We start from the raw sequence: 20,653 nt of genomic DNA on the forward strand, positions 1-20,653 counted from the left end.
TGTTGCCGGGTGGCGCTGCGCTTACCCGGCCTACAAGGCTGCGATCCAGGTATTTACAGGCCGGGTAAGGCGATGCCGCCCGGCAGGAAGAGATTTCCCATGCCACATCTTTCCACCCGCGTGCTGCAGGGTCTGCTGACTCTGCTGCTCACGCTCTTCGGGCTGCTGCTCGTTACCTTTGCGCTCTCCGCGTTTTCCCCTGTCGATCGCGTTTTGCAAATCGTCGGCGATCACGCCAGCCAGTCCACTTACGATCAGGTGCGCCACCAGCTGGGGCTGGATCAGCCGCTGCCGGTGCAGTTCTGGCACTATCTGCTAAATCTGCTGCATGGCGATCTGGGTACGGCCAGCGCCACCGGGCAGCCGGTGTTACAGGATTTGCTGGCGGCCTTTCCGGCCACCCTGGAACTGGCGACCCTGGCGCTGGTGGTCGGCGCGACCCTGGGCGTTATCGCGGGCGTGCTGTGCGCCCGTTTTGTCGGCAGCACCTGGGATCTGTTCGTGCGTACCTTTACGCTGCTGGGTAATTCGGTGCCGATTTTCTGGCTCGGCCTGCTGATGCTGGCGCTGTTTTACGCCCGTCTGCACTGGAGCGCCGGGCCGGGCCGTCTGGACGATATTTATCTTTATACCGTGGAGCCGCGCACGGGTTTTGCGCTGATTGATACTGCGCTGTCCGGCGATGGCGAAGCCCTGCGCAACGCCATCAGCCACCTGGTTTTGCCGGTGCTGCTGCTGGCGTATTACTCGCTGGCGAGCATCACCCGCCTTACCCGCTCCGCCTGTCTGAGCGAAATGAACAAAGAGTACATTTTGCTGGCGCGCGCGAAAGGCGCAGGCGAGATGACCATTCTGCTGCGTCATGTGCTGCCGAATATTCGCGGTACGCTGCTGACGGTGATCGCCCTCGCCTACACCGGGATGCTCGAAGGCGCGGTGCTCACCGAAACGGTGTTTTCCTGGCCGGGCATTGGCCGCTATCTCACCACCGCGCTCTTTGCCGGGGATACCACCGCCATTATGGGCGGTACGCTGGTGATTGGCGTGAGCTTTGTACTGATTAATAACCTCACCGACCTGCTGGTGCGTCTGACCGATCCGAGGGTTCGCTGATGCCGACTTATCTTTTCCTGCGCCGTCTGCGCCGCTCCCCCGCCGCCCTGACCGGTCTGCTGATTGTGGCGATCTTACTGCTGATCGCGCTGTTCGCCCCCTGGCTGGCCCCGCGCGATCCCAACTGGCAGTCCGCCGCCGCCCGTTTGCAGGCGCCGAATGCCGACTACTGGCTCGGCACCGACAGCTACGGGCGCGATGTGCTGTCGCGGCTGATTTACGGCACCCGCCCGGCGCTGGGGCTGGTGGCGCTGGTCACTATCATCACCCTGCCCGCCGGTCTGCTGGTGGGCATTTTATCCGGCTATTACGGCGGCTGGCTGGAGCGCGTGCTGATGCGCTTTACCGATGTGGTGATGTCGATGCCGCGGCTGATCCTCGCCTTCGCCTTTGTCGCCATGCTCGGCCCTGGTCTGGTGAACGGCGCGCTGGCGCTGGCGCTCACCACCTGGCCCGCCTATGCCCGCCAGTCGCGCAGCGAGATCCAGCGTCTGCGCCACAGCGACTATCTGGCCGCGTCAGAGATGATGGGCATTCGCGGCTGGCGGCTGCTGGTGGGGCATATTTTACCCCTGTGTTTGCCGTCGGCGATTGTGCGGCTGGCGCTGGATCTGGCGGGGATTATTCTGGCCGCCGCCGGGCTGGGTTTCCTGGGACTGGGCGCGCGTCCGCCGATGGCGGAATGGGGGGCAATGATTGCCGACGGCATGCAGGTGATCTTCGATCAGTGGTGGCTTGCCGCCGCGCCCGGCGCGATCATTCTGGTCGCCAGCCTTGCCTTTAACCTGCTGGGCGATGGCCTGCGCGATGTACTGGAGCCGCAACATGACTGACATTAACGTTCGTGTGGAGAACCTGACCATTGATTATCCCGCCGCGCAGGTGGTGAAAAACGTCAGCTTTACGCTCGGCAATGAGCGGCTGGCGCTGGTGGGGGAATCCGGCTCCGGCAAATCTATGACCGCCCGCGCGCTGATGGGGCTGGTGCGCCGTCCGGGCGTGGTACGCGCAACTGAGCTTAGCGTCGGTGGGCAGGATCTGCTGACGCTGAAGCCTGCCGGCTGGCGGGCGCTGCGCGGTAATCATCTGGCGATGATATTGCAGGATCCGCGCTATGCGTTAAATCCGGTAAAAACCATTTTCTCCCAGATTGAGGAAACGCTGACGCTGCATCAGCGCATTAATAAACAGGAGCGCCGGGATCGCATTCGCGAGGCGGTGCTGGCGGTCGGGCTGAACGAGACGGTGCTGAACCGCTATCCGGGCGAGCTTTCCGGCGGCATGGGGCAGCGGGTGATGATCGCCATTGCGCTGATCAACAATCCGCGCGTGCTGATCGCCGATGAACCTACTTCGGCGCTGGATGCGCGCCTGCGTAACCAGATCCTCGAACTGCTGGTGGAACAGTGCGAACAGCGGCAGATGGCGATGCTGCTGATCAGCCACGATTTACCGCTGGTGGCGCAGCACTGCCATCGCGTGCTGGTGATGTATCAGGGGCAAAAGGTGGATGAAATGCCCGCCAGCCAGCTTGCCACCGCCACGCATCCCTATACCCGCACCCTGTGGACCTGTCGCCCTAACGCCGCCACCTACGGGCAGATGTTACCGACGTTGAATCGCGCGGAGTTAAAACGATGAGCCTCGTTACTATCGAGAATTTACAGGTCAGCTTTGCTGACAAAATCGCCGTCTCCGCCGCCAGTTTCAGCGTGCAGGCGGGGGAAACCTTCAGCCTGATCGGCGAGTCCGGCTGCGGAAAATCCACCATCCTGCGCGTGCTGGCTGGCTTGCAGCGGGAGTGGCAGGGCCACGTGTCGCTGTTTGACGAGCCGGTGAAACCCGGCGTGCGCTTTCAGGGCGAGCGGCGGCGCAATGTGCAGATGGTGTTTCAGGACCCTTACGCCTCGCTGCATCCGAACCACACCATTTACCGTACGCTGGCGGAGCCGCTGCGCATTCATGGCGAACAGGACAGCGCAGCGCGGGTGGCGACGGCGCTCTCGGAAGTGGGACTCGCCGCCGACGCGGCACAGCGCTATCCGCATCAGCTCTCGGGCGGCCAGCGCCAGCGGGTGGCTATCGCCCGTGCGCTGCTGCTGCGCCCGCGTCTGCTGCTGCTTGACGAGCCGACCTCGGCGCTGGATATGTCGGTGCAGGCGGAAATTCTTAACCTGCTGAATACCCTCAAGCAGGCGCACCAGATGACCTATCTGCTGGTCAGCCATGATGCGGATGTTATCGCCCATATGTCCGACCGGGCGGCCTTTATGGCCAGGGGCGTGATCCAGCGATTTTATGATCGCGCGGCGTTAGTGGCCGGGGATCACCGCTCCTGAAATGCCTCCAGCCTGCGCTTTTGCCTGCCCTGCGCGTCAAAATTATCCTCTGCCAGCCAGGCGCGGATCGGCGCATCGCGGGCGGGCCATTCCGCGTCGATGATCGACAGCCAGTCGCTGTCACGGTTGCGGCCTTTGCGTACGATTTTCTGGCGAAAGCGGCCTTCAAAGGTAAAGCCCAGCCGTTCGGCGGCGCGGCGGGAAGCGACGTTCAGGGAATCACACTTCCACTCCACCCGACGGTAACCGTATGCAAAGGCATTGCCGAGCAGTAACCATACAGCTTCGGTGCCGAACACGGTCTGCTGCATGCGCGGCGACCAGGTGACGTGGCCGATCTCAACGGTACCGTTTTCCCGATCGATTGCCATGTAGCATACCAGCCCTACCGCACGACCACTTTTCAGATCGATGACCGCATAAGGCACCAGCCCCTGGTCCTGCACTTTGCCGTCGATCCAGGCGGCGGTATCCGCAACCGACGCCGGGCGATCGCTGGCCATCCACGTCCAGTCCCGCTCGTCGGCGGCCTGCGCGTAAGCATCAAACAGATCGGCGGCATGCTCTGCCGTCAGCGGATCCAGACGACAGTAGTGACCGGACAGCACCTTACGCGGCAGCGCAGGCGCGCCCTGCCAGTCAGTCAGCGCATCGCCCACCGTCTGACCATATTCATTAATTTCAGGCACGTGACATCCTCATTGGGTTGTAATGAAAATGTTATAACAGGCTGACAGGGCGGAGGAAAGTATCATTCGCGGCGTGAGTTTTGTTCAGGGGATTTCGCTCTCGGAAGGAAAAGAGAGAGGCTAAATTCCCGTCTATACTCATAAAAAAGCAGATAAATGTGAGCGTAACTATGCCTTTAGCCGATTTTCATGTCTCCGATCCCTTTACCCTGGGCATTGAACTGGAATTACAGATCGTTAACCCGCCGGGTTACGATTTAAGCCAGGATTCGACCACGCTTATTGATGCGATGAAAGCGCAGGTCAGCGCGGGGGAAGTGAAGCACGACATCACCGAGAGCATGCTGGAGATCGCCACCGGCGTGTGCGTCGACATTCATCAGGCCGCCAGCCAGCTGGGCGCATTGCAGCACATCATTCTGCAAACAGCGGCGGAGCATCATGTAAAAATTTGCGGCGGCGGCACGCATCCGTTCCAGAAATGGCAGCGCCAGGAGATCTGCAACGATGAGCGCTATTCCCGCACGTTGCAGATGTTCGGCTATCTGATGCAGCAGGCGACGGTGTTTGGTCAGCATGTGCATATTGGCTGTCGCAGCGGCGATGACGCTATCTATCTGATGCACGGGCTATCGCGCTTTGTGCCGCACTTTATCGCGCTGGGGGCGGCATCGCCCTATATGCAGGGGGCGGATACGCACTTTGCCTCGTCGCGCTTAAATATCTTTTCCGCCTTCCCGGATAACGGCCATGCGCCCTGGGTGACTAACTGGTCAGAATTCGAGGGGCTGTTCCGCCGCCTGAGCTATACCAGCATGATCGAAAGCATTAAAGATCTGCACTGGGATATTCGCCCCAGCCCCAATTTTGGCACCGTGGAGGTGCGGGTGATGGATACGCCTCTGACGCTGGCCCATGCGATTAACGTCGCCGGATTTATTCAGGCCACCGCCCACTGGCTGCTCGCCGAGCGGCCTTTCAAAATGCAGGAGCGTGATTATCTGCTGTATAAATTTAACCGCTTCCAGGCCTGCCGTTTTGGCTTCGACGGCATTCTGACGGATGTGCATACCGGCGATCAGATCAGCATCAAGGACGACATTCTGCGGATGCTGGAAAAAGTCGCCCCCTATGCCGATAAACTCAATGGTGGTAGCGCGCTGGATGAGCTGTCGCGCTTTGTGCAACGCGGCAAAAGCGAGGCGCAGCTGATGCGTGATTTTGTGGCGGATGGCGGTTCGCTGTTTGGCCTGGTGGAGAAACACACCGAGATCTGGGCGTCGGGCTGATGCCTGACGATTGCACCTGCCGTGCAAATGACTTCTAATGGCGTTTTAACTGACGATTAACACCATAATGAAACATCCCCTTGAATCGCTGATGACCGCCGCCGGGATCCTGCTGCTGGCGTTCCTCTCCTGTCTGCTGCTGCCGGTGCCCTCCCCTGGCACCGCACTGGTGCAAAAACTGATTGGCCTCTTTCATCTGATGGATGCCAGCCAGTTTTACACCCTGTTCTTATGCGCGTGGTTTTTACTGCTCGGCACCCTGGAGTACCTGCTGCTGCGCTTTATCTGGCGTCGCTGGTTCTCGCTGGCGGGTTAAGCCTGACAGATCGCGCAGGCCGTGCACCAGCGCTTCGGTCCAGGCGGCGTAATCATGGCCGCTGGACCACGGATGGAAGCTGACGCGATAGCCCTTCTCCCGCAGTACCTGCTCAAACTCCAGACTGTTTTTGTAGATGCCGCCGTCCGGGCCGCCGGTTTCAAAACGTCCGGCCTGGAGCCAGAAGCGCACCGGATAGTGCGGCGCGTTCTGATACTGGCGCGTCAGCCAGCTGGCCGGTTCGCCTTTCGGTGCCCACCAGTAGGAGCCGGATAAGCTCAGCACGTTGCCAAACAGACGCGGGTAGCGCAGCGCCACCCAGGATGAGGCCAGCCCGCCGTAGCTCGCCCCGGCCAGCACGGTTTTATTGCGCTGCAATACAATGCCTTTCTGCCGCAGCCAGGGCACCAGTTCATGAGCCATAAAATCAGCGAAATCGGCGTTCGGCGGCAGTTCTTTTGCCCGCCTGGCATGATCAAGACTATCAATAAAGACGATATTAATCGGCAAAAGCGCATGCCGGGCGATGAGATCGTCCAGCACGTTGGCGGTGTGGTAGTCCCCCTGCCAGGTTTTACCGTCGAACAGGAACAGCGTCCAGCGTACCGGCTGCGGGCTTCGCGGGCGGTAGAGCACGATTTCACGGCTGTTACCCAGCCGTTCACTTCTGAACTGATAACGCTGTAGTGTGCCGTAACGCAGGGGTTTCGCCATGGCCTCGCCGGTGAAATAGCGGCCACTTGACAGATCAAGCAGCGATGAACGGTTCCAGCGGTCGGTAAAGGGGCCGCTCATGGTGTGCGGGTTAAGGGGATCGGCCTGGGCGCTGACGAGGATCGCCCGGCGCTGATCGCGGGGCGTTCCTTCAACCTGCGGCACGTCAGGCGCGAGCTTATACTGCATCACCGTGTCGGCGGGTACGACGTAGCTGCGAAACCAGACGTCGGACTGGGCGAGGCGGAACAGCGGATCGTGATCCCCGGCCGGGGAGCCGAGTATAAAGACGTTACCCCGCGCGCCGCGCCATAAAAAGGTGACGCGTTTGTGCGTGGCATCCACCGGTTCCACAAGCGGCGTCCCGGCCTGCTGGCGCGCCTGCCAGAATGCCGCCGTCGTCCCGCCGGCAGCCAGCTGTTTAGCCAGCTGTTGCAAGGTCGGGCTTACCGGCTCCATCACCTGCGCGACCCTCAGCGGCGTGGTCTCTTTCATATGCCAGCGAAAGCGCCAGCGCGCGCCTTCTTCGCCGTGCAACACCAGCGAGGAGATCTGGTTTACCGGCAGAGCAAACAGCAGACTTTGCTGCCCGTCTGCCGGGCCGCCTTCCAGCAGCGTGCGGATACGGCGGTTGCTGGCGTCGAGCAGGCGGGCATCGGTGATGCCTTCCAGCGTAGCCGATACGTAATTTTCATCAAGCGGCGGCAACTGGAAACAGACCTCGCCGCTGGCATCAAACTTTCCCTGTTGCTCTCCCTGCACCGCGGGTGCCTCGCAGCTTGCCGCCATCACCGGCATGGTGCTGAGGCCAATCAGTAATCCGCTTAACGCCATTTTCATTGCCAGACATTTCCCTGCTGAAATTTAAATACGACGCTAATGCAAATGCTAATTATTTGCAATATCATTCATAGCGATTGTGAGGGATACCTGCGTTTCCCCTCCGGGGGACGCAGGCGGATGATGGCAAAAGCAAAACGGGAAATTAATAATAAAATGTTTAATAAAAATAAGATGATGCAACTCTGGATGCTCAGCCTGGCGGCGGGTGCTGCGCTGCCGGTGATGGCAAATGAAGAAACCATGGTGGTGACGCCGGGTACCGCAGAAGATCCTACGGCGCCCGTTAAAGGCATAGTGGCGACCAAAACCCTGTCGTCCACCAAAACCGCCACTGAGCTGGTGAAAACGCCGCAGTCGGTGTCAGTGGTGACGCGCGATCAGATGAAAGCGCTGGATGTCACCTCGGTGTCGCAGGCGTTGCGCTACAGCGCCGGGGCCTTTACCGAATACCGCGGCTCGTCAAACCGCAATGATGAGGTGTTCGTGCGTGGCTTCAGCTACGTGCCGAAATACCTCGACGGGCTGAGTTTTGGCGCCAGCGCGTCGTCGCAGACCGGCACGGTGGATCCCTGGCTGCTGGAGCGCGTTGAACTGGTACGCGGCCCGGCGTCGGTGCTGTTCGGTCAGGTGAATCCGGGCGGGCTTATCAGCATGACCAGCAAACGTCCGACGGCGGAGCCGATCCACAGCGTGCAGTTCCGCACCGGCAATAACGAGCTGGCGGAAGGCGCCTTCGATTTTGGCGGCCAGCTGAGCGACGATGGCCGCGTGCTGTATCGCGTCAACGGCCTTGGCCGCACCCAGCATAACCAGGTGGAGGATTATAAAGAGACGCGCATGGCGATCGCCCCGGCGATCACCTGGTTCCCGAACGATCAGACGCGCTTTACGCTGCTTTCCAGCTACCAGAAAGATCCCGACGCCGGGTATCGCAATTTCCTGCCCTATTACGGGACGGTGGTGCCGGTGGACGGCAAGTATATCCCGCGGGACTTTAACGTCAGCGATACGGATTACGACCAGTCCTGGCGCGAGCAGACGATGATCGGCTATGAGTTTGAGCATCAGCTTAATGAGGCGCTCACCTTCCGCCAGAATGCGCGTTATTCCACCATCAAACAGAAATACCGTTATCTGGTGTATGCCACCAGCGCCGCTAACAGTTCCCTGCTGACCCGCCGCGCCCAGCATGAAACCCGTCAGACCGATGAGTTTGGCCTTGATAACCAGCTGGAAGCGCAATATGTCACCGGCGAGATAAGCCATACGCTGCTCGGCGGCGTGGATTATAAGTCCAGCAACGATCGCCAGACGCTGGCGCGCGGCGCAGGCTCGCAGTATGACCTTGACTGGCAACGTCCGGTGTACGGCGTGAAGGTGGATGAAGACGCATTCCGCACGATGACCGACGAAAAACAGACGCTGGATCAGCTGGGCGTGTATGCGCAGGATCAGCTGAGCTGGAATAACTGGGAATTACTGCTCTCCGGGCGTTATGACTGGGACGAAGTGCGCACCAGCGACTTTACCGGCACAGCGGATACGGTGCAGCAGAACGACAATAAATTCACCTGGCGCACCGGCCTGCTGTATGCCTTTGATTTCGGCCTGTCGCCGTACATCAGCTACAGCACCTCCTTTGAACCTAACCTGCAAACTAACCGCGCGCCGGGCGTGGCGCCGTTCAAACCCACTACCGGCAAGCAAACGGAAGTGGGCGTGAAGTATCAGCCGGTGGACAGCACTCTGATGACGCTGGCGGTGTATGACTTAAGACAAAATAATGTGCCCACCTATGACAGCGCGGCGGGCTGGTTTGAAAATGCCGGGGAAGTGCGTTCAAAAGGCGTGGAAGCCGAAGTGCATTCCACGCTGCTCGACAGTATTAACCTGATCGGCGCATACACCTACACCGACGCGGAAACCGTCAGCACCACGGTCGCCGGCACCGAAGGCAAAACCCCGGCGCGTATTCCGACGCACATGGCTTCGGCTTTCGCCAGCTATACCCTGCCAGGCGGTCCGCTGAAAAGCCTGACCGCAGGGGTGGGGATGCGTTATATCGGCACCAGTTACGGCGACGCGCGCAACAGCTTTAAAGTCCCGGCGGTGGATCTGTATGACGCGATGGTAAGTTACGATCTGGGCGAGATGAACGGCAGCCTGAAAGGGGCGTCGGTGCAGTTTAACGTCAATAACGTAGCGGATACCAAATACGTGGCGTCCTGCGCCAGCGACTCGGCCTGCTTCTATGGCGTGGGCCGCACCATGACGGCGACGGTGAGTTATAACTGGTAAGGTGAAATAAAGCTCCCCTCACCCGCCGGTGAGGGGAAAACAGGATCACAGCGGCTGCGTCTGGGCTTCGACCACCGCCAGCGCCACCATGTTGACGATACGCCGTACGGAGGCGATGGGCGTCAGCACATGCACCGGTTTTGCTATGCCCATCAGCACCGGGCCAACGGTGACGCCTTCCGAGCTGGAAACGCGAAGTAAGTTGTAACTAATGCGCGCCGCCTCCACGTTCGGCATCACCAGAATATTGGCCGAGCCTTTCAGCGGGCTGTCCGGCATGCGATCCTGGCGAATACTCTCCACCAGCGCCGCATCGCCGTGCATCTCACCGTCAATCATCAGATCCGGCGCGCGTTCACGTACCAGCGCCAGCGTCTCACGCATTTTGCATGCCGCAGGCGAATTCGATGAACCAAAGTTAGAGTGCGACAGCAGCGCCACGCGCGGTTCGATACCGAAGCGGCGTACGGTTTCCGCCGCCATCAGGGTGATCTCCGCCAGCTGTTCCGGCGTCGGATCGTCGTTGACGTAGGTATCGGTAATAAAGGTGTTGCCGCTCGGCAGCAGTAAGGCGTTCATCGCCCCCGCCGCGTTCACGCCATCGCGATAGCCGAACAGCTGCTGCACCACGCTGAAATGCTCATGGTAATCGCCGATGGTGCCGCAGATCAGCGCATCCGCTTCGCCGCGCTGTACCATGATCGCGCCGATCACCGTGGAGTTGCTAATCACCGCGCGCTGCGCCTGCTCCTGGGTGATCCCCCGGCGTTTCATGATGCCGTAGTATTCGTTCCAGTACTCTTTAAAGCGCGGATCCGATTCATTGTTGACGATCTCAAAATCGACGCCCGCCTTGATTTGCAGCCCCAGCTTCTGGATGCGCATTTCGATGACGCCCGGACGACCGATCAGGATCGGCTTCGCCAGCCCCAGCGTGATCAGCTCCTGGGTGGCGTGCAGCACCCGCGCTTCCTCGCCTTCCGCCAGCACCACACGTTTCGGCTCGTTACGCGCCTGGGAGAAAATCGGCTTCATGAACAGGTTGGTTTTGTAGACAAACTCCGTCAGCTTGTCGATGTAGGCGGTAAAGTCTGTGATTGGCCGGGTGGCGACGCCGGTATCCATGGCCGCTTTCGCTACCGCCGGGGCGATCTTGACGATCAGACGTGGATCAAAAGGTTTCGGGATCAGGTAGTCGGGGCCGAAGTTCAGATCCTGATCGCCATAGGCGGAGGCCACCACTTCGCTCTGCTCGGCATGGGCCAGTTCGGCGATAGCATGCACGGCGGCCAGCTTCATCTCTTCGTTAATGGCGGTAGCGCCCACGTCCAGCGCGCCGCGGAAAATAAACGGGAAGCAGAGGACATTATTCACCTGGTTCGGATAGTCGGAACGACCGGTGCAGATAATGGCGTCCGGACGGACTTCTTTCGCCAGCGGCGGCAGGATCTCCGGCTCCGGATTGGCCAGCGCGAGGATCAGCGGCTGACGCGCCATCTCTTTGACCATTTCCGGCGTCAGCACTTTCGGCCCGGAACAGCCGAGGAAAATATCGGCGTCCTTCACCACGTCGGCAAGGGTGCGCCTGCCGTCATCGTCGATGGCGTAGGCGGCTTTGGTTTCCGCCATGTTCGGCTCGCGGCCTTTGTAGATCACCCCTTTTGAGTCGCAGACCACAATATTGTGTTTTTGCATGCCGAGCATGACCAGCAGGTTCATACAGGCAATAGCGGCGGCGCCCGCGCCGGAGACCACCATGCGCACGTCGGAGAGGTTTTTCTCCACCACCCGCAGGCCGTTTAAAATGGCTGCTGTGCTGATAATCGCCGTGCCGTGCTGATCGTCATGGAACACCGGGATGTTCATGCGTTCGCGCAGCTTCTGCTCGATGTAAAAACACTCCGGCGCTTTGATGTCTTCAAGGTTGATGCCGCCAAAAGTGGGTTCCAGCGAGGCCACCACGTCGATCAGCTTGTCGGGATCCAGTTCGTCCACTTCAATGTCGAACACGTCGATGCCGGCGAATTTTTTAAACAGTACGCCCTTGCCTTCCATCACCGGTTTGCCCGCCAGCGCGCCAATGTTGCCGAGGCCAAGCACGGCGGTACCGTTGGAAATCACCGCCACCAGGTTGCCGCGCGCGGTGTATTTGTACGCCGCCAGCGGATCTTTTTCGATTTCCAGACAGGGCGCAGCTACGCCCGGTGAATAGGCCAGCGCAAGGTCGCGCTGCGTCGCCAGCGGCTTAGTGGGGGAGACCTGAATTTTGCCGGGAACCGGGAATTCGTGAAAATCGAGCGCGCTCTGTTTTAGTTGTTCATCCATTATGGTGATCCTTTCACGTATCGTTAGTAGGGTTGAAGCGTGATAGCTATCCTGATGCATCCACCAGTATCGCCCCATGACGGCTCATAAACTTTGAACGCCGCCAAACTCTTACCAATCCAAAAGCAAATTTGTTATCAAATTATAACAGTGCTGTTACACCCTTCCCCGGCAAGCCAGCCCCGGTCTGCTATGCTTTTTTATCAGGCCCGTGAACAACTTCACAAAAGTGTGCGATAACACACTAGCGTAAGCTTTTGGTTTTTAAGGAGTATTTAGCATGAATTATTTAGACGGCATCAAAAAATTTACCACCGTGGTCGCCGACAGCGGCGATATTGAGTCCATTCGCAGTTATCAGCCGGAAGACGCCACCACAAACCCCTCGCTGCTGCTGAAGGCCGCCGCGCTGCCACACTTCTCCCACCTCGTTGATGACGCGCTGGAATACGGTAAAAAACGCGGGAAAACCCAGGAGCAGATCGTGGCGGAGGCCAGCGACAAACTGGCGGTGAATATCGGTGCGGAAATTCTGAAAAGCATACCGGGACGCGTCTCCACCGAAGTGGATGCCCGCCTCTCTTATGACAAAGAAAAGAGCATTGCCAAAGCGCTGCGTCTGATTGAGCTGTACGAAGAACAGGGCATTGATAAATCCCGCATCCTGATCAAACTCGCCTCCACCTGGGAAGGCATCCGCGCCGCCGAGGAGCTGGAAAAACAGGGCATCAAATGTAACCTGACCCTGCTGTTCTCCTTTGCTCAGGCACGTGCCTGCGCCGAAGCGGGCGTGTATCTGATTTCGCCGTTCGTCGGCCGTATTTACGACTGGTATCAGGATCGCAAACCCATGGATCCGTACGTGGTCGAAGAAGATCCGGGCGTGAAGTCCGTACGTAATATTTATGATTTCTACAAGCGTAACCGCTTTGAAACCATCGTGATGGGCGCCAGCTTCCGCCGTATCGAACAGATCCTCGCGCTGGCAGGCTGCGACCGTCTGACCATCTCTCCGGCGCTGCTTAAGGAGTTGCAGGAGAAAGAAGGCACCGTTGAGCGCAAGCTGGTGCCGTCTTCCCAGACTTTCCAGCGTCAGCCGCCGCTGACCGAAGCCGAATTCCGCTGGGAGCATAACCAGGATCCGATGGCCGTCGAGAAGCTCGCCGATGGTATTCGCCAGTTCGCTGTCGATCAGCGCAGCCTGGAAGATTTGCTTGCCGCCAAACTGTAACTTTTGCCATGGAGAGAACTATGTCCCGTAAAGAGCTTGCCAATGCTATCCGCGCCCTGAGTATGGACGCGGTGCAAAAATCCAATTCCGGGCACCCCGGTGCACCGATGGGCATGGCCGATATTGCGGAGGTGCTGTGGAACGACTTCCTCAAGCACAACCCGACGGATCCGACCTGGTACGATCGCGACCGCTTTATTTTGTCGAACGGTCACGCCTCAATGCTGCTGTACAGCCTGCTGCACCTCTCCGGCTACGATCTGCCGATTGAGGAACTGAAAAACTTCCGTCAGCTGCACTCTAAAACGCCGGGCCACCCGGAAATCGGCTATACGCCGGGCGTGGAAACCACTACGGGTCCACTGGGTCAGGGGCTGGCGAACGCCGTCGGTCTGGCAATTGCCGAGCGCACGCTGGCGGCGCAGTTTAACCAGCCGGGCCACGATATCGTCGATCACTTCACTTATGTGTTTATGGGCGATGGCTGCCTGATGGAAGGGATTTCTCACGAGGTCTGTTCGCTGGCGGGTACGCTGGGACTGGGCAAGCTGATCGGCTTCTACGATCACAACGGCATCTCCATTGATGGCGAAACCGAAGGCTGGTTCACCGATGACACCGCGAAGCGTTTCGAAGCCTACCACTGGCATGTGGTGCATGAAATTGACGGTCACGATCCGGAAGCGTTGAAAAAAGCCATCCAGGAAGCGCAGAGCGTGACCGACAAGCCGTCGCTGATCATCTGCCGCACGGTTATCGGTTATGGCTCGCCAAACAAAGCGGGCAAAGAAGAATCTCACGGCGCGGCGCTGGGGGAAGAAGAAGTCGCCCTCACCCGCCAGAAACTGGGCTGGAAACATGCGGCCTTTGAGATCCCGAAAGAGATCTATCGCGCATGGGACGCCCGCGAACGCGGCGAGAAAGCCCAGCAGGCGTGGAACGAGAAATACGCCGCTTATGAAAAAGCGCACCCGGAGCTGGCGGCTGAATTTACCCGCCGCATGAGCGGCGGCCTGCCGGAAAACTGGGAGCAGCTGACTCAGCAGTACATCGAAAAACTGCAGGCGGAGCCTGCGAAGATCGCCAGCCGTAAGGCTTCGCAGAACGCCCTCAACCAGTATGGCCCGGCGCTGCCGGAACTGCTGGGCGGCTCGGCGGATCTTGCACCCAGTAACCTGACCATCTGGTCCGGCTCGACCTCGCTGAAAGAAGATCCTGCCGGGAACTACATCCACTACGGCGTACGTGAATTCGGTATGACCGCCATCGCCAACGGTATCGCCCATCACGGCGGCTTTGTGCCTTATACCGCCACCTTCCTGATGTTCGTGGAGTATGCGCGTAATGCGGCGCGTATGGCGGCGCTGATGAAGGCGCGGCAGATCATGGTCTACACCCATGACTCCATCGGGCTGGGGGAAGATGGTCCGACGCACCAGGCGGTGGAACAGCTCGCCAGCCTGCGTCTGACGCCAAACTTCAGCACCTGGCGTCCGTGCGACCAGGTGGAAGCGGCGGTGGGCTGGAAGCTGGCCATTGAACGTCACAACGGCCCGACGGCGCTGATCCTCTCCCGTCAGAACCTGACGCAGATGGAGCGTACCCCGGAGCAGGTGAAAGCCATCTCCCGCGGTGGCTACATTTTACAGGACGCCGACGGGACGCCGGACATCATCCTTATCGCCACCGGCTCCGAGGTGGAGATCACCGTCAATGCCGCCGCGAAGCTGCGTGAAGAAGGCCATAAGGTACGCGTGGTGTCGCTGCCGTCTACCGATATTTTCGATGCGCAGGATGAGGAGTACCGCGAGGCGGTGCTGCCGTCAGACGTCAGCGCCCGCGTGGCGGTGGAAGCGGGTATCGCCGACTACTGGTATAAATACGTCGGCCTGAAAGGGGCGATTGTCGGCATGACCGGCTACGGTGAATCCGCACCGGCGGATAAGCTGTTCCCGTACTTTGGCTTTACCGTCGACAACGTGGTGGCGAAAGCGAAGAAAGTGCTTAACGTGTGATCCACAGGGTGGGCCAGGCATCTGGCCCATGCCAGTTATCACAGCTTGGCTCTTCCGCATAGCGCACCAGACGAAAACGCTGGCCGTCAAACCGCCAGCGGGTCTGAATACCACAATCTGTCAGCCCGCGACCTTTGGCCAGCGTGGTCAGTTCACGGGTTTTCGTATCAAATCCCACGTTCATCATTTCCATATCGTTATCCCCGCTGGCGGGCGTGAACGGCAGGCGCAGTTTCACCATGCGCGATGCATAAGGCTTTTCACGGGATACCAGCCAGGCGAGATCCACCGTGTTATAGGCCCCGGCTTCACAGCCAATCATCAGCAACGCTTTATCGTCCGTTAACGCGGTCACCCGCACTTCCCGGCGCGCCGGATCGAGGGAACACTGGGTATTGCCCATCCGCCAGTTACCGTAATCCAGCAGGTCGTCCAGCTCTTCCCGGGTGAGCGGCGTGGGCGTCGGGTTAACCCGCGCGACGCCTTTCAGCGCAGGCGCAGGCGGCACGCTGAGCGGCGGGCTACTGCCTTTGTTGATCCACGCGGTTTCACTGCCGACGCGCTTTTGCTGGGCATCGATAAACAGCAGCGCGGCCTTTAATCCCACCAGCGAAATCATCCCCTCGCCGTTTTGCAGGGTGATGGTTTGCGCCTCCTGAATGGTCTGCAAAAAGTCGCTGATGGTGGCGGCATGGCCGGTGATCAGGCGCTGAGGCGTAACGCTCCAGTTGGTGGAGGTCAGCGGCAGAGGTTTGCCGTCCAGTAACAGCCGGGGGGCAATGGGGGCGATGCGGGCAGCGGGCTCGTCCAGGCCGCCCATTTCGATACGCAGGGTGGCGTCGGTTTTCGCGCCGGCGCTGCGGGCCAGCGTCATCACCAGCCCGTGATGCTCGCCGGTGTTACGCGCCACGCAAAAGTTCTGGTTGTTGCAGGTCACCTGCCAGTCGGAGTAGCGCTGCTGGGCAGGCGCCGCCCACGACGAAAACGCCGTAAACAGGCCGAGAAAAAACAGTATCAGAACGCGATAACGCATGGACAGCACAACCCCGGAAGAAAATACGCTTAATTAAACGCGCGTATGATCTTCATTCGGAGGTTGATGCTCAATCAGAATTATCGGATAGATTTATTTAAAATACATCTTATTAACCTGATTAAAATCAAGCCATTAGTCCGGACGCCTGTAAATATTGCAGTAATATCACCGTCTTACCGTCACGAATTTCGCCCCGCTGTACCATGGCAAGCGCTTCGGCAAAGGGGATTTCCAGCACTTCAATATCTTCATCTTCCACGCCGCCACCCGCATTGGCGCGCTGGGCTTCACTGTATTCGGCGATAAAGAAATGCACGATTTCCGTGACGCCGCCGGGGGACATGTACAGCTCGAACACTTTGCGCACCTCGCCGACTGCATAGCCGGTTTCTTCGATGGCTTCTTTACGGATACACACTTCCGGCTCGTCATCGTCCAGCAGACCGGCGCAGGCTTCAATCAGGCGTCCGTCCGGATTACCGTTCACAAAGCTGGCGACACGGAACTGGCGGATCAGCACCACGCTCTGTTTTTCCCGGCTGTAGAGCAGGATGGTCGCCCCGTTGCCGCGATCGTACACTTCCCGTTTGTGACGAATAACCTCGCCGTTTTTCCGCGTTAAGTCGTAGGTGATATTGCGCAGCACGAAGTAGTTTTCTGAAAGGATTTTGTCTTTGATGATTTCAATATTCATCGGTAATACGACTCCACGACACATAGCAGGATCATGATGATACGTCGTGACGACGGTAATTTACACTTTCTCCTTTTTTTCTCCACGTTTAGTCGCCCTGATGCCGCTAAAGTGAAGCGAGCAATGTAAAATAATGAAGTACAGCAAAAAGAGGTCCTGTTTCTGATGGCGAATTTCTTTATAGATCGCCCCATTTTTGCCTGGGTGTTAGCCATTATTCTCTGCCTGACCGGCGCCCTGGCCATTTTTTCATTACCCGTTGAGCAATATCCCGATCTCGCCCCGCCTAATGTGCGGGTCACCGCCAACTATCCCGGCGCGTCGGCGCAGACGCTGGAAAACACCGTCACCCAGGTGATCGAGCAGAACATGACCGGTCTCGATAACCTGATGTATATGTCGTCGCAGAGCAGCGGCACCGGCCAGGCGTCCATCACCCTGAGCTTTAAAGCCGGTACCGATCCGGACGAAGCAGTGCAGCAGGTGCAAAACCAGTTGCAGTCGGCGATGCGTAAGCTGCCGCAGGCGGTGCAGAATCAGGGGGTGACGGTACGTAAAACCGGCGATACCAACATCCTGACCATCGCCTTTGTCTCCACCGACGGCTCCATGGATAAGCAAGATATTGCCGATTATGTCGCCAGTAATATTCAGGAGCCGCTGAGCCGCGTGAACGGCGTTGGCGATATTGACGCTTATGGTTCGCAGTATTCGATGCGTATCTGGCTCGATCCGGCGAAGCTCAACAGCTTCCAGCTCACCGCCACCGACGTGACGGACGCCATTAAATCCCAGAACGCGCAGATCGCCGTCGGCCAGCTGGGCGGCACGCCGTCGGTGGATGACCAGGCGCTGAACGCCACCATTAACGCCCAGTCGCTGCTGCAAACCCCGGAGCAGTTCCGCGCCATCACCCTGCGCGTGAATCAGGATGGCTCAGAGGTGAAGCTGGGGGATGTGGCCACCGTCGAAATGGGCGCGGAGAAGTATGACAACCTCAGCCGCTTTAACGGGAAGGCCGCCTCCGGACTGGGGGTGAAACTGGCCTCCGGCGCCAACGAAATGGAAACCTCGAAGCTGGTGATCGACCGCCTCAACGAACTGGCGCCTTTTTTCCCGCATGGCCTCGAATATAAAGTCGCCTACGAAACCACCTCCTTTGTAAAAGCGTCGATTATCGACGTGGTGAAAACCCTTATCGAAGCCATCGCGCTGGTCTTCCTGGTGATGTACCTGTTTTTACAGAATTTCCGCGCCACCCTGATCCCGACCATTGCCGTGCCTGTGGTGCTGCTCGGCACCTTTGCGGTGCTTTACGCCTTCGGCTACAGCATCAATACCCTGACCATGTTTGCGATGGTGCTGGCCATCGGTCTGCTGGTGGATGATGCCATTGTGGTGGTGGAGAACGTCGAGCGCATCATGACGGAGGAAGGCCTGTCGCCCCGCGAGGCGACACGCAAATCCATGGGGCAGATTCAGGGTGCGCTGGTGGGTATCGCGATGGTGCTGTCGGCGGTGTTCGTGCCGATGGCCTTTTTCGGCGGCACCACAGGAGCTATTTACCGGCAGTTCTCCATTACTATCGTCGCCGCCATGGTGCTGTCGGTACTGGTGGCGATGATCCTCACCCCGGCGCTGTGCGCCACCATGCTTAAACCGCTGCATAAAGGCGAGCAGCACGGTCAGAGAGGGTTCTTTGGCTGGTTTAACCGCATGTTTAACCGCAACGCCGCACGCTATGAGTCCGGCGTGGCGAAGATCCTGCACCGCAGCCTGCGCTGGATGGTGGTTTATGTCCTGCTGCTGGGGGGCATGGTGTTTCTGTTTTTACGCCTGCCGACTTCGTTTTTACCCCAGGAAGATCGCGGCATGTTCACCACCTCGGTACAGCTGCCGAGCGGCGCCACCCAGCAGCAGACGCTGAAAGTGGTGCAGAAAATCGAAGACTATTTCTTCACCCATGAGAAAGATACCGTCACCTCGGTATTTGCCACCGTCGGCTCCGGCCCTGGCGGTAACGGGCAGAACGTGGCGCGGATGTTTGTGCGCCTGAAAGACTGGGAAGAGCGGGACAGCGAAACCGGCACCTCTTTCGCCATTATCGAACGCGCCACTAAAGCGTTCAGCCGCATTAATGAAGCGCGGGTATTCGCCAGCAGCCCGCCCGCGATCAGCGGACTGGGTAGCTCGGCGGGTTTTGATATGGAACTACAGGATCACGCCGGAGCCGGACACGATGCGCTGATGGCCGCCCGCGACCAGCTTATGACGCTGGCGGGGGATAATAAACAGCTTACCCGCGTAAGGCACAACGGGCTGGACGACAGTCCGCAGTTGCAGATCGATATCGATCAGCGCAAAGCGCAGGCGCTGGGCGTCTCCATTGATGACATTAACGACACGCTGCAAACGGCGTGGGGCTCCAGCTATGTGAATGACTTTATGGATCGCGGCCGCGTGAAAAAGGTTTATGTGCAGGCCGCCGCCAAATATCGCATGCTGCCGGACGACATCAACCTGTGGTACGTGCGCAATAAAAACGGCAGCATGGTGCCCTTCTCCGCCTTCGCCAGTTCGCGCTGGGAGACGGGTTCGCCACGACTGGAGCGCTATAACGGCTATTCAGCGGTGGAGATCGTCGGCGAGGCTGCGCCGGGCGTCAGTACCGGCACCGCGATGGACATTATGGAAAACCTGGTGAAACAGCTGCCGGGCGGTTTTGGCCTGGAGTGGACGGCGATGTCGTATCAGGAACGTCTGTCGGGCGCGCAGGCACCGGCGCTGTACGCCATTTCGCTGCTGGTGGTGTTCCTCTGCCTGGCAGCGCTGTACGAAAGCTGGTCGGTGCCCTTCTCGGTAATGCTGGTGGTGCCGCTGGGGGTGATAGGCGCGCTGCTCGCCACCTGGATGCGCGGGCTGGAAAACGACGTTTACTTCCAGGTGGGGCTGTTAACGGTCATTGGCCTGTCGGCGAAGAACGCCATTCTGATCGTGGAATTTGCCAATGAGATGAACGCCAGAGGCCAGGATCTGCTCTCCGCCACGCTTTACGCCTGCCGTCAGCGTCTACGCCCGATCCTGATGACCTCGCTGGCGTTTATTTTCGGCGTGCTGCCGATGGCGACCAGTACCGGCGCAGGCTCCGGCAGCCAGCATGCGGTGGGCACCGGGGTGATGGGCGGGATGATTTCCGCCACTGTGCTGGCCATCTTCTTTGTGCCGCTGTTCTTCGTGCTGGTGCGTCAGCGCTTCCCGCTGAAAGACGGTCAGTAAGTTTGAACAAATAAAAAAGGCGACCCGTCAGGTCGCCTTTTGCTTTGTGATATTTTTCACAATTTTTTATGGTTTCAGTGCTTCTTGCTTTACGTCTTGTTCCGGAAATTATTTACGAAGCATGCCTTCGATAAAGTCTTTCCAGTTCCCCAGTTCATGTTCAATCATAACAACCTCTGTAATTATTATGGCTATTCTACGAAAACAAAACGGTGTTGTGAAGATATTTTAAGCGATTGCTACGATTGTTATCCCCGCCACTTCTTTTGCCTGAATTAACTATGCCCGGTATCGCATTATATTTTTGTGATACATAGCAATATTCTGAAACGAACGATAGAAACGTTTCGCTCACGTGACGGCGGTCATAAAACTGCACAAAACCGCTCAAGTTTTGCCTCGCCTGCCTCTCCGCCGCCCGGATCCTGCGAATGCAAAAAATTATCATCCACAGCAATATTAAGATTTCTTAATA

General features: G+C 58.7%; 16 protein-coding genes. 10 read left to right on the forward strand and 6 right to left on the reverse strand.

What is annotated here, in order from left to right; translation table 11 throughout:
* Positions 1–99 precede the first annotated feature (99 nt).
* Genes BMF08_RS20095 through BMF08_RS20110 form a run of 4 tightly spaced genes read left to right on the forward strand, consistent with a single transcriptional unit; the run spans position 100 to position 3,452 of the window.
* On the forward strand, positions 100–1,113 hold the full coding sequence (locus BMF08_RS20095) for an ABC transporter permease (RefSeq protein WP_072569277.1): 1,014 nt from the start codon (positions 100–102) through the stop codon (positions 1,111–1,113).
* Complete coding sequence (locus tag BMF08_RS20100; RefSeq protein ID WP_072569278.1) at positions 1,113–1,946, forward strand: ABC transporter permease; 834 nt, start codon at positions 1,113–1,115, stop codon at positions 1,944–1,946. Before BMF08_RS20095 ends, BMF08_RS20100 begins: the two co-directional genes overlap by 1 nt.
* The gene (locus BMF08_RS20105) at positions 1,939–2,754 is read left to right on the forward strand and encodes an ABC transporter ATP-binding protein (RefSeq protein ID WP_072569279.1); all 816 of its coding nucleotides are present in this window, start codon (positions 1,939–1,941) and stop codon (positions 2,752–2,754) included. Before BMF08_RS20100 ends, BMF08_RS20105 begins: the two co-directional genes overlap by 8 nt.
* Complete coding sequence (locus BMF08_RS20110; protein ID WP_072569280.1) at positions 2,751–3,452, forward strand: ABC transporter ATP-binding protein; 702 nt, start codon at positions 2,751–2,753, stop codon at positions 3,450–3,452. Before BMF08_RS20105 ends, BMF08_RS20110 begins: the two co-directional genes overlap by 4 nt.
* Here BMF08_RS20110 and BMF08_RS20115 read toward each other — a convergent pair.
* Entirely contained in the window at positions 3,440–4,141 is a 702-nt protein-coding gene (locus BMF08_RS20115; protein WP_072569281.1) for a GNAT family N-acetyltransferase, read from the reverse strand. The two genes, BMF08_RS20110 and BMF08_RS20115, sit on opposite strands and share 13 nt — an antisense overlap.
* Positions 4,142–4,311: 170 nt before the next feature.
* On the opposite strand from BMF08_RS20115, the gene BMF08_RS20120 reads away from it, so the two are divergent.
* Both BMF08_RS20120 and BMF08_RS20125 read left to right on the forward strand, forming a co-directional pair.
* The gene (locus BMF08_RS20120; protein ID WP_072569282.1) at positions 4,312–5,430 is read left to right on the forward strand and encodes a YbdK family carboxylate-amine ligase; all 1,119 of its coding nucleotides are present in this window, start codon (positions 4,312–4,314) and stop codon (positions 5,428–5,430) included.
* A gap of 67 nt (positions 5,431–5,497) precedes the next feature.
* The gene (locus tag BMF08_RS20125) at positions 5,498–5,746 is read left to right on the forward strand and encodes a DUF1158 family protein (RefSeq protein ID WP_072569283.1); all 249 of its coding nucleotides are present in this window, start codon (positions 5,498–5,500) and stop codon (positions 5,744–5,746) included.
* Here the strand turns inward: BMF08_RS20125 and BMF08_RS20130 are convergent.
* Complete coding sequence (locus tag BMF08_RS20130) at positions 5,675–7,300, reverse strand: alpha/beta hydrolase-fold protein (RefSeq protein ID WP_072569284.1); 1,626 nt, start codon at positions 7,298–7,300, stop codon at positions 5,675–5,677. The two genes, BMF08_RS20125 and BMF08_RS20130, sit on opposite strands and share 72 nt — an antisense overlap.
* Positions 7,301–7,456: 156 nt before the next feature.
* On the opposite strand from BMF08_RS20130, the gene BMF08_RS20135 reads away from it, so the two are divergent.
* Entirely contained in the window at positions 7,457–9,601 is a 2,145-nt protein-coding gene (locus BMF08_RS20135; RefSeq protein ID WP_072569499.1) for a TonB-dependent siderophore receptor, read from the forward strand.
* 45 nt (positions 9,602–9,646) lie between these two features.
* Here the strand turns inward: BMF08_RS20135 and maeB are convergent, their stop codons facing one another.
* Positions 9,647–11,926, reverse strand: a complete 2,280-nt coding sequence (gene maeB, locus BMF08_RS20140) for an NADP-dependent oxaloacetate-decarboxylating malate dehydrogenase (protein WP_072569285.1) — start codon at positions 11,924–11,926, stop codon at positions 9,647–9,649.
* A 280-nt stretch (positions 11,927–12,206) separates the two neighbouring features.
* On the opposite strand from maeB, the gene tal reads away from it, so the two are divergent.
* Together tal and tkt are read left to right on the forward strand one after the other, a co-directional pair.
* On the forward strand, positions 12,207–13,157 hold the full coding sequence (gene tal / locus BMF08_RS20145) for a transaldolase (protein ID WP_072569286.1): 951 nt from the start codon (positions 12,207–12,209) through the stop codon (positions 13,155–13,157).
* Positions 13,158–13,177: 20 nt separating this feature from the next.
* Positions 13,178–15,172, forward strand: a complete 1,995-nt coding sequence (gene tkt / locus BMF08_RS20150; RefSeq protein WP_072569287.1) for a transketolase — start codon at positions 13,178–13,180, stop codon at positions 15,170–15,172.
* Here the strand turns inward: tkt and BMF08_RS20155 are convergent.
* Together BMF08_RS20155 and nudK are read right to left on the reverse strand one after the other, a co-directional pair.
* Positions 15,162–16,205 carry a DUF1176 domain-containing protein gene (locus BMF08_RS20155; protein ID WP_072569288.1) on the reverse strand — a complete coding sequence of 348 codons (1,044 nt, stop codon included), beginning with the start codon at positions 16,203–16,205 and terminating at the stop codon, positions 15,162–15,164. The two genes, tkt and BMF08_RS20155, sit on opposite strands and share 11 nt — an antisense overlap.
* A gap of 127 nt (positions 16,206–16,332) precedes the next feature.
* Positions 16,333–16,902, reverse strand: a complete 570-nt coding sequence (nudK, locus tag BMF08_RS20160) for a GDP-mannose pyrophosphatase NudK (RefSeq protein ID WP_412176398.1) — start codon at positions 16,900–16,902, stop codon at positions 16,333–16,335.
* A 165-nt stretch (positions 16,903–17,067) separates the two neighbouring features.
* Here nudK and acrD point away from each other — a divergent pair, with 165 nt between their 5' ends.
* Positions 17,068–20,178, forward strand: a complete 3,111-nt coding sequence (gene acrD, locus BMF08_RS20165) for a multidrug efflux RND transporter permease AcrD (protein ID WP_072569290.1) — start codon at positions 17,068–17,070, stop codon at positions 20,176–20,178.
* Positions 20,179–20,286: 108 nt separating this feature from the next.
* Here the strand turns inward: acrD and ypfM are convergent, their stop codons facing one another.
* Positions 20,287–20,346 carry a protein YpfM gene (gene ypfM, locus BMF08_RS20170; RefSeq protein WP_100181659.1) on the reverse strand — a complete coding sequence of 20 codons (60 nt, stop codon included), beginning with the start codon at positions 20,344–20,346 and terminating at the stop codon, positions 20,287–20,289.
* Positions 20,347–20,653: the final 307 nt, after the last annotated feature.

Origin of the sequence: Enterobacter sp. SA187 (assembly GCF_001888805.2) — a bacterium.
Taxonomy (GTDB): Bacteria; Pseudomonadota; Gammaproteobacteria; order Enterobacterales; family Enterobacteriaceae; genus Enterobacter_D.

What these genes read in the sequence shown, in the direction of transcription:
- maeB (WP_072569285.1), bottom strand. Translation starts at nt 11,926, where the DNA reads ATGGATGAACAACTAAAACAGAGCGCGCTCGATTTTCACGAATTCCCG.
- acrD (WP_072569290.1), top strand. Translation starts at nt 17,068, where the DNA reads ATGGCGAATTTCTTTATAGATCGCCCCATTTTTGCCTGGGTGTTAGCC.
- nudK (WP_412176398.1), bottom strand. Translation starts at nt 16,902, where the DNA reads ATGAATATTGAAATCATCAAAGACAAAATCCTTTCAGAAAACTACTTC.
- BMF08_RS20110 (WP_072569280.1), top strand. Translation starts at nt 2,751, where the DNA reads ATGAGCCTCGTTACTATCGAGAATTTACAGGTCAGCTTTGCTGACAAA.
- BMF08_RS20135 (WP_072569499.1), top strand. Translation starts at nt 7,457, where the DNA reads ATGTTTAATAAAAATAAGATGATGCAACTCTGGATGCTCAGCCTGGCG.
- BMF08_RS20120 (WP_072569282.1), top strand. Translation starts at nt 4,312, where the DNA reads ATGCCTTTAGCCGATTTTCATGTCTCCGATCCCTTTACCCTGGGCATT.
- BMF08_RS20105 (WP_072569279.1), top strand. Translation starts at nt 1,939, where the DNA reads ATGACTGACATTAACGTTCGTGTGGAGAACCTGACCATTGATTATCCC.
- BMF08_RS20100 (WP_072569278.1), top strand. Translation starts at nt 1,113, where the DNA reads ATGCCGACTTATCTTTTCCTGCGCCGTCTGCGCCGCTCCCCCGCCGCC.
- BMF08_RS20125 (WP_072569283.1), top strand. Translation starts at nt 5,498, where the DNA reads ATGAAACATCCCCTTGAATCGCTGATGACCGCCGCCGGGATCCTGCTG.
- BMF08_RS20095 (WP_072569277.1), top strand. Translation starts at nt 100, where the DNA reads ATGCCACATCTTTCCACCCGCGTGCTGCAGGGTCTGCTGACTCTGCTG.
- BMF08_RS20155 (WP_072569288.1), bottom strand. Translation starts at nt 16,205, where the DNA reads ATGCGTTATCGCGTTCTGATACTGTTTTTTCTCGGCCTGTTTACGGCG.
- tkt (WP_072569287.1), top strand. Translation starts at nt 13,178, where the DNA reads ATGTCCCGTAAAGAGCTTGCCAATGCTATCCGCGCCCTGAGTATGGAC.
- BMF08_RS20130 (WP_072569284.1), bottom strand. Translation starts at nt 7,300, where the DNA reads ATGAAAATGGCGTTAAGCGGATTACTGATTGGCCTCAGCACCATGCCG.
- tal (WP_072569286.1), top strand. Translation starts at nt 12,207, where the DNA reads ATGAATTATTTAGACGGCATCAAAAAATTTACCACCGTGGTCGCCGAC.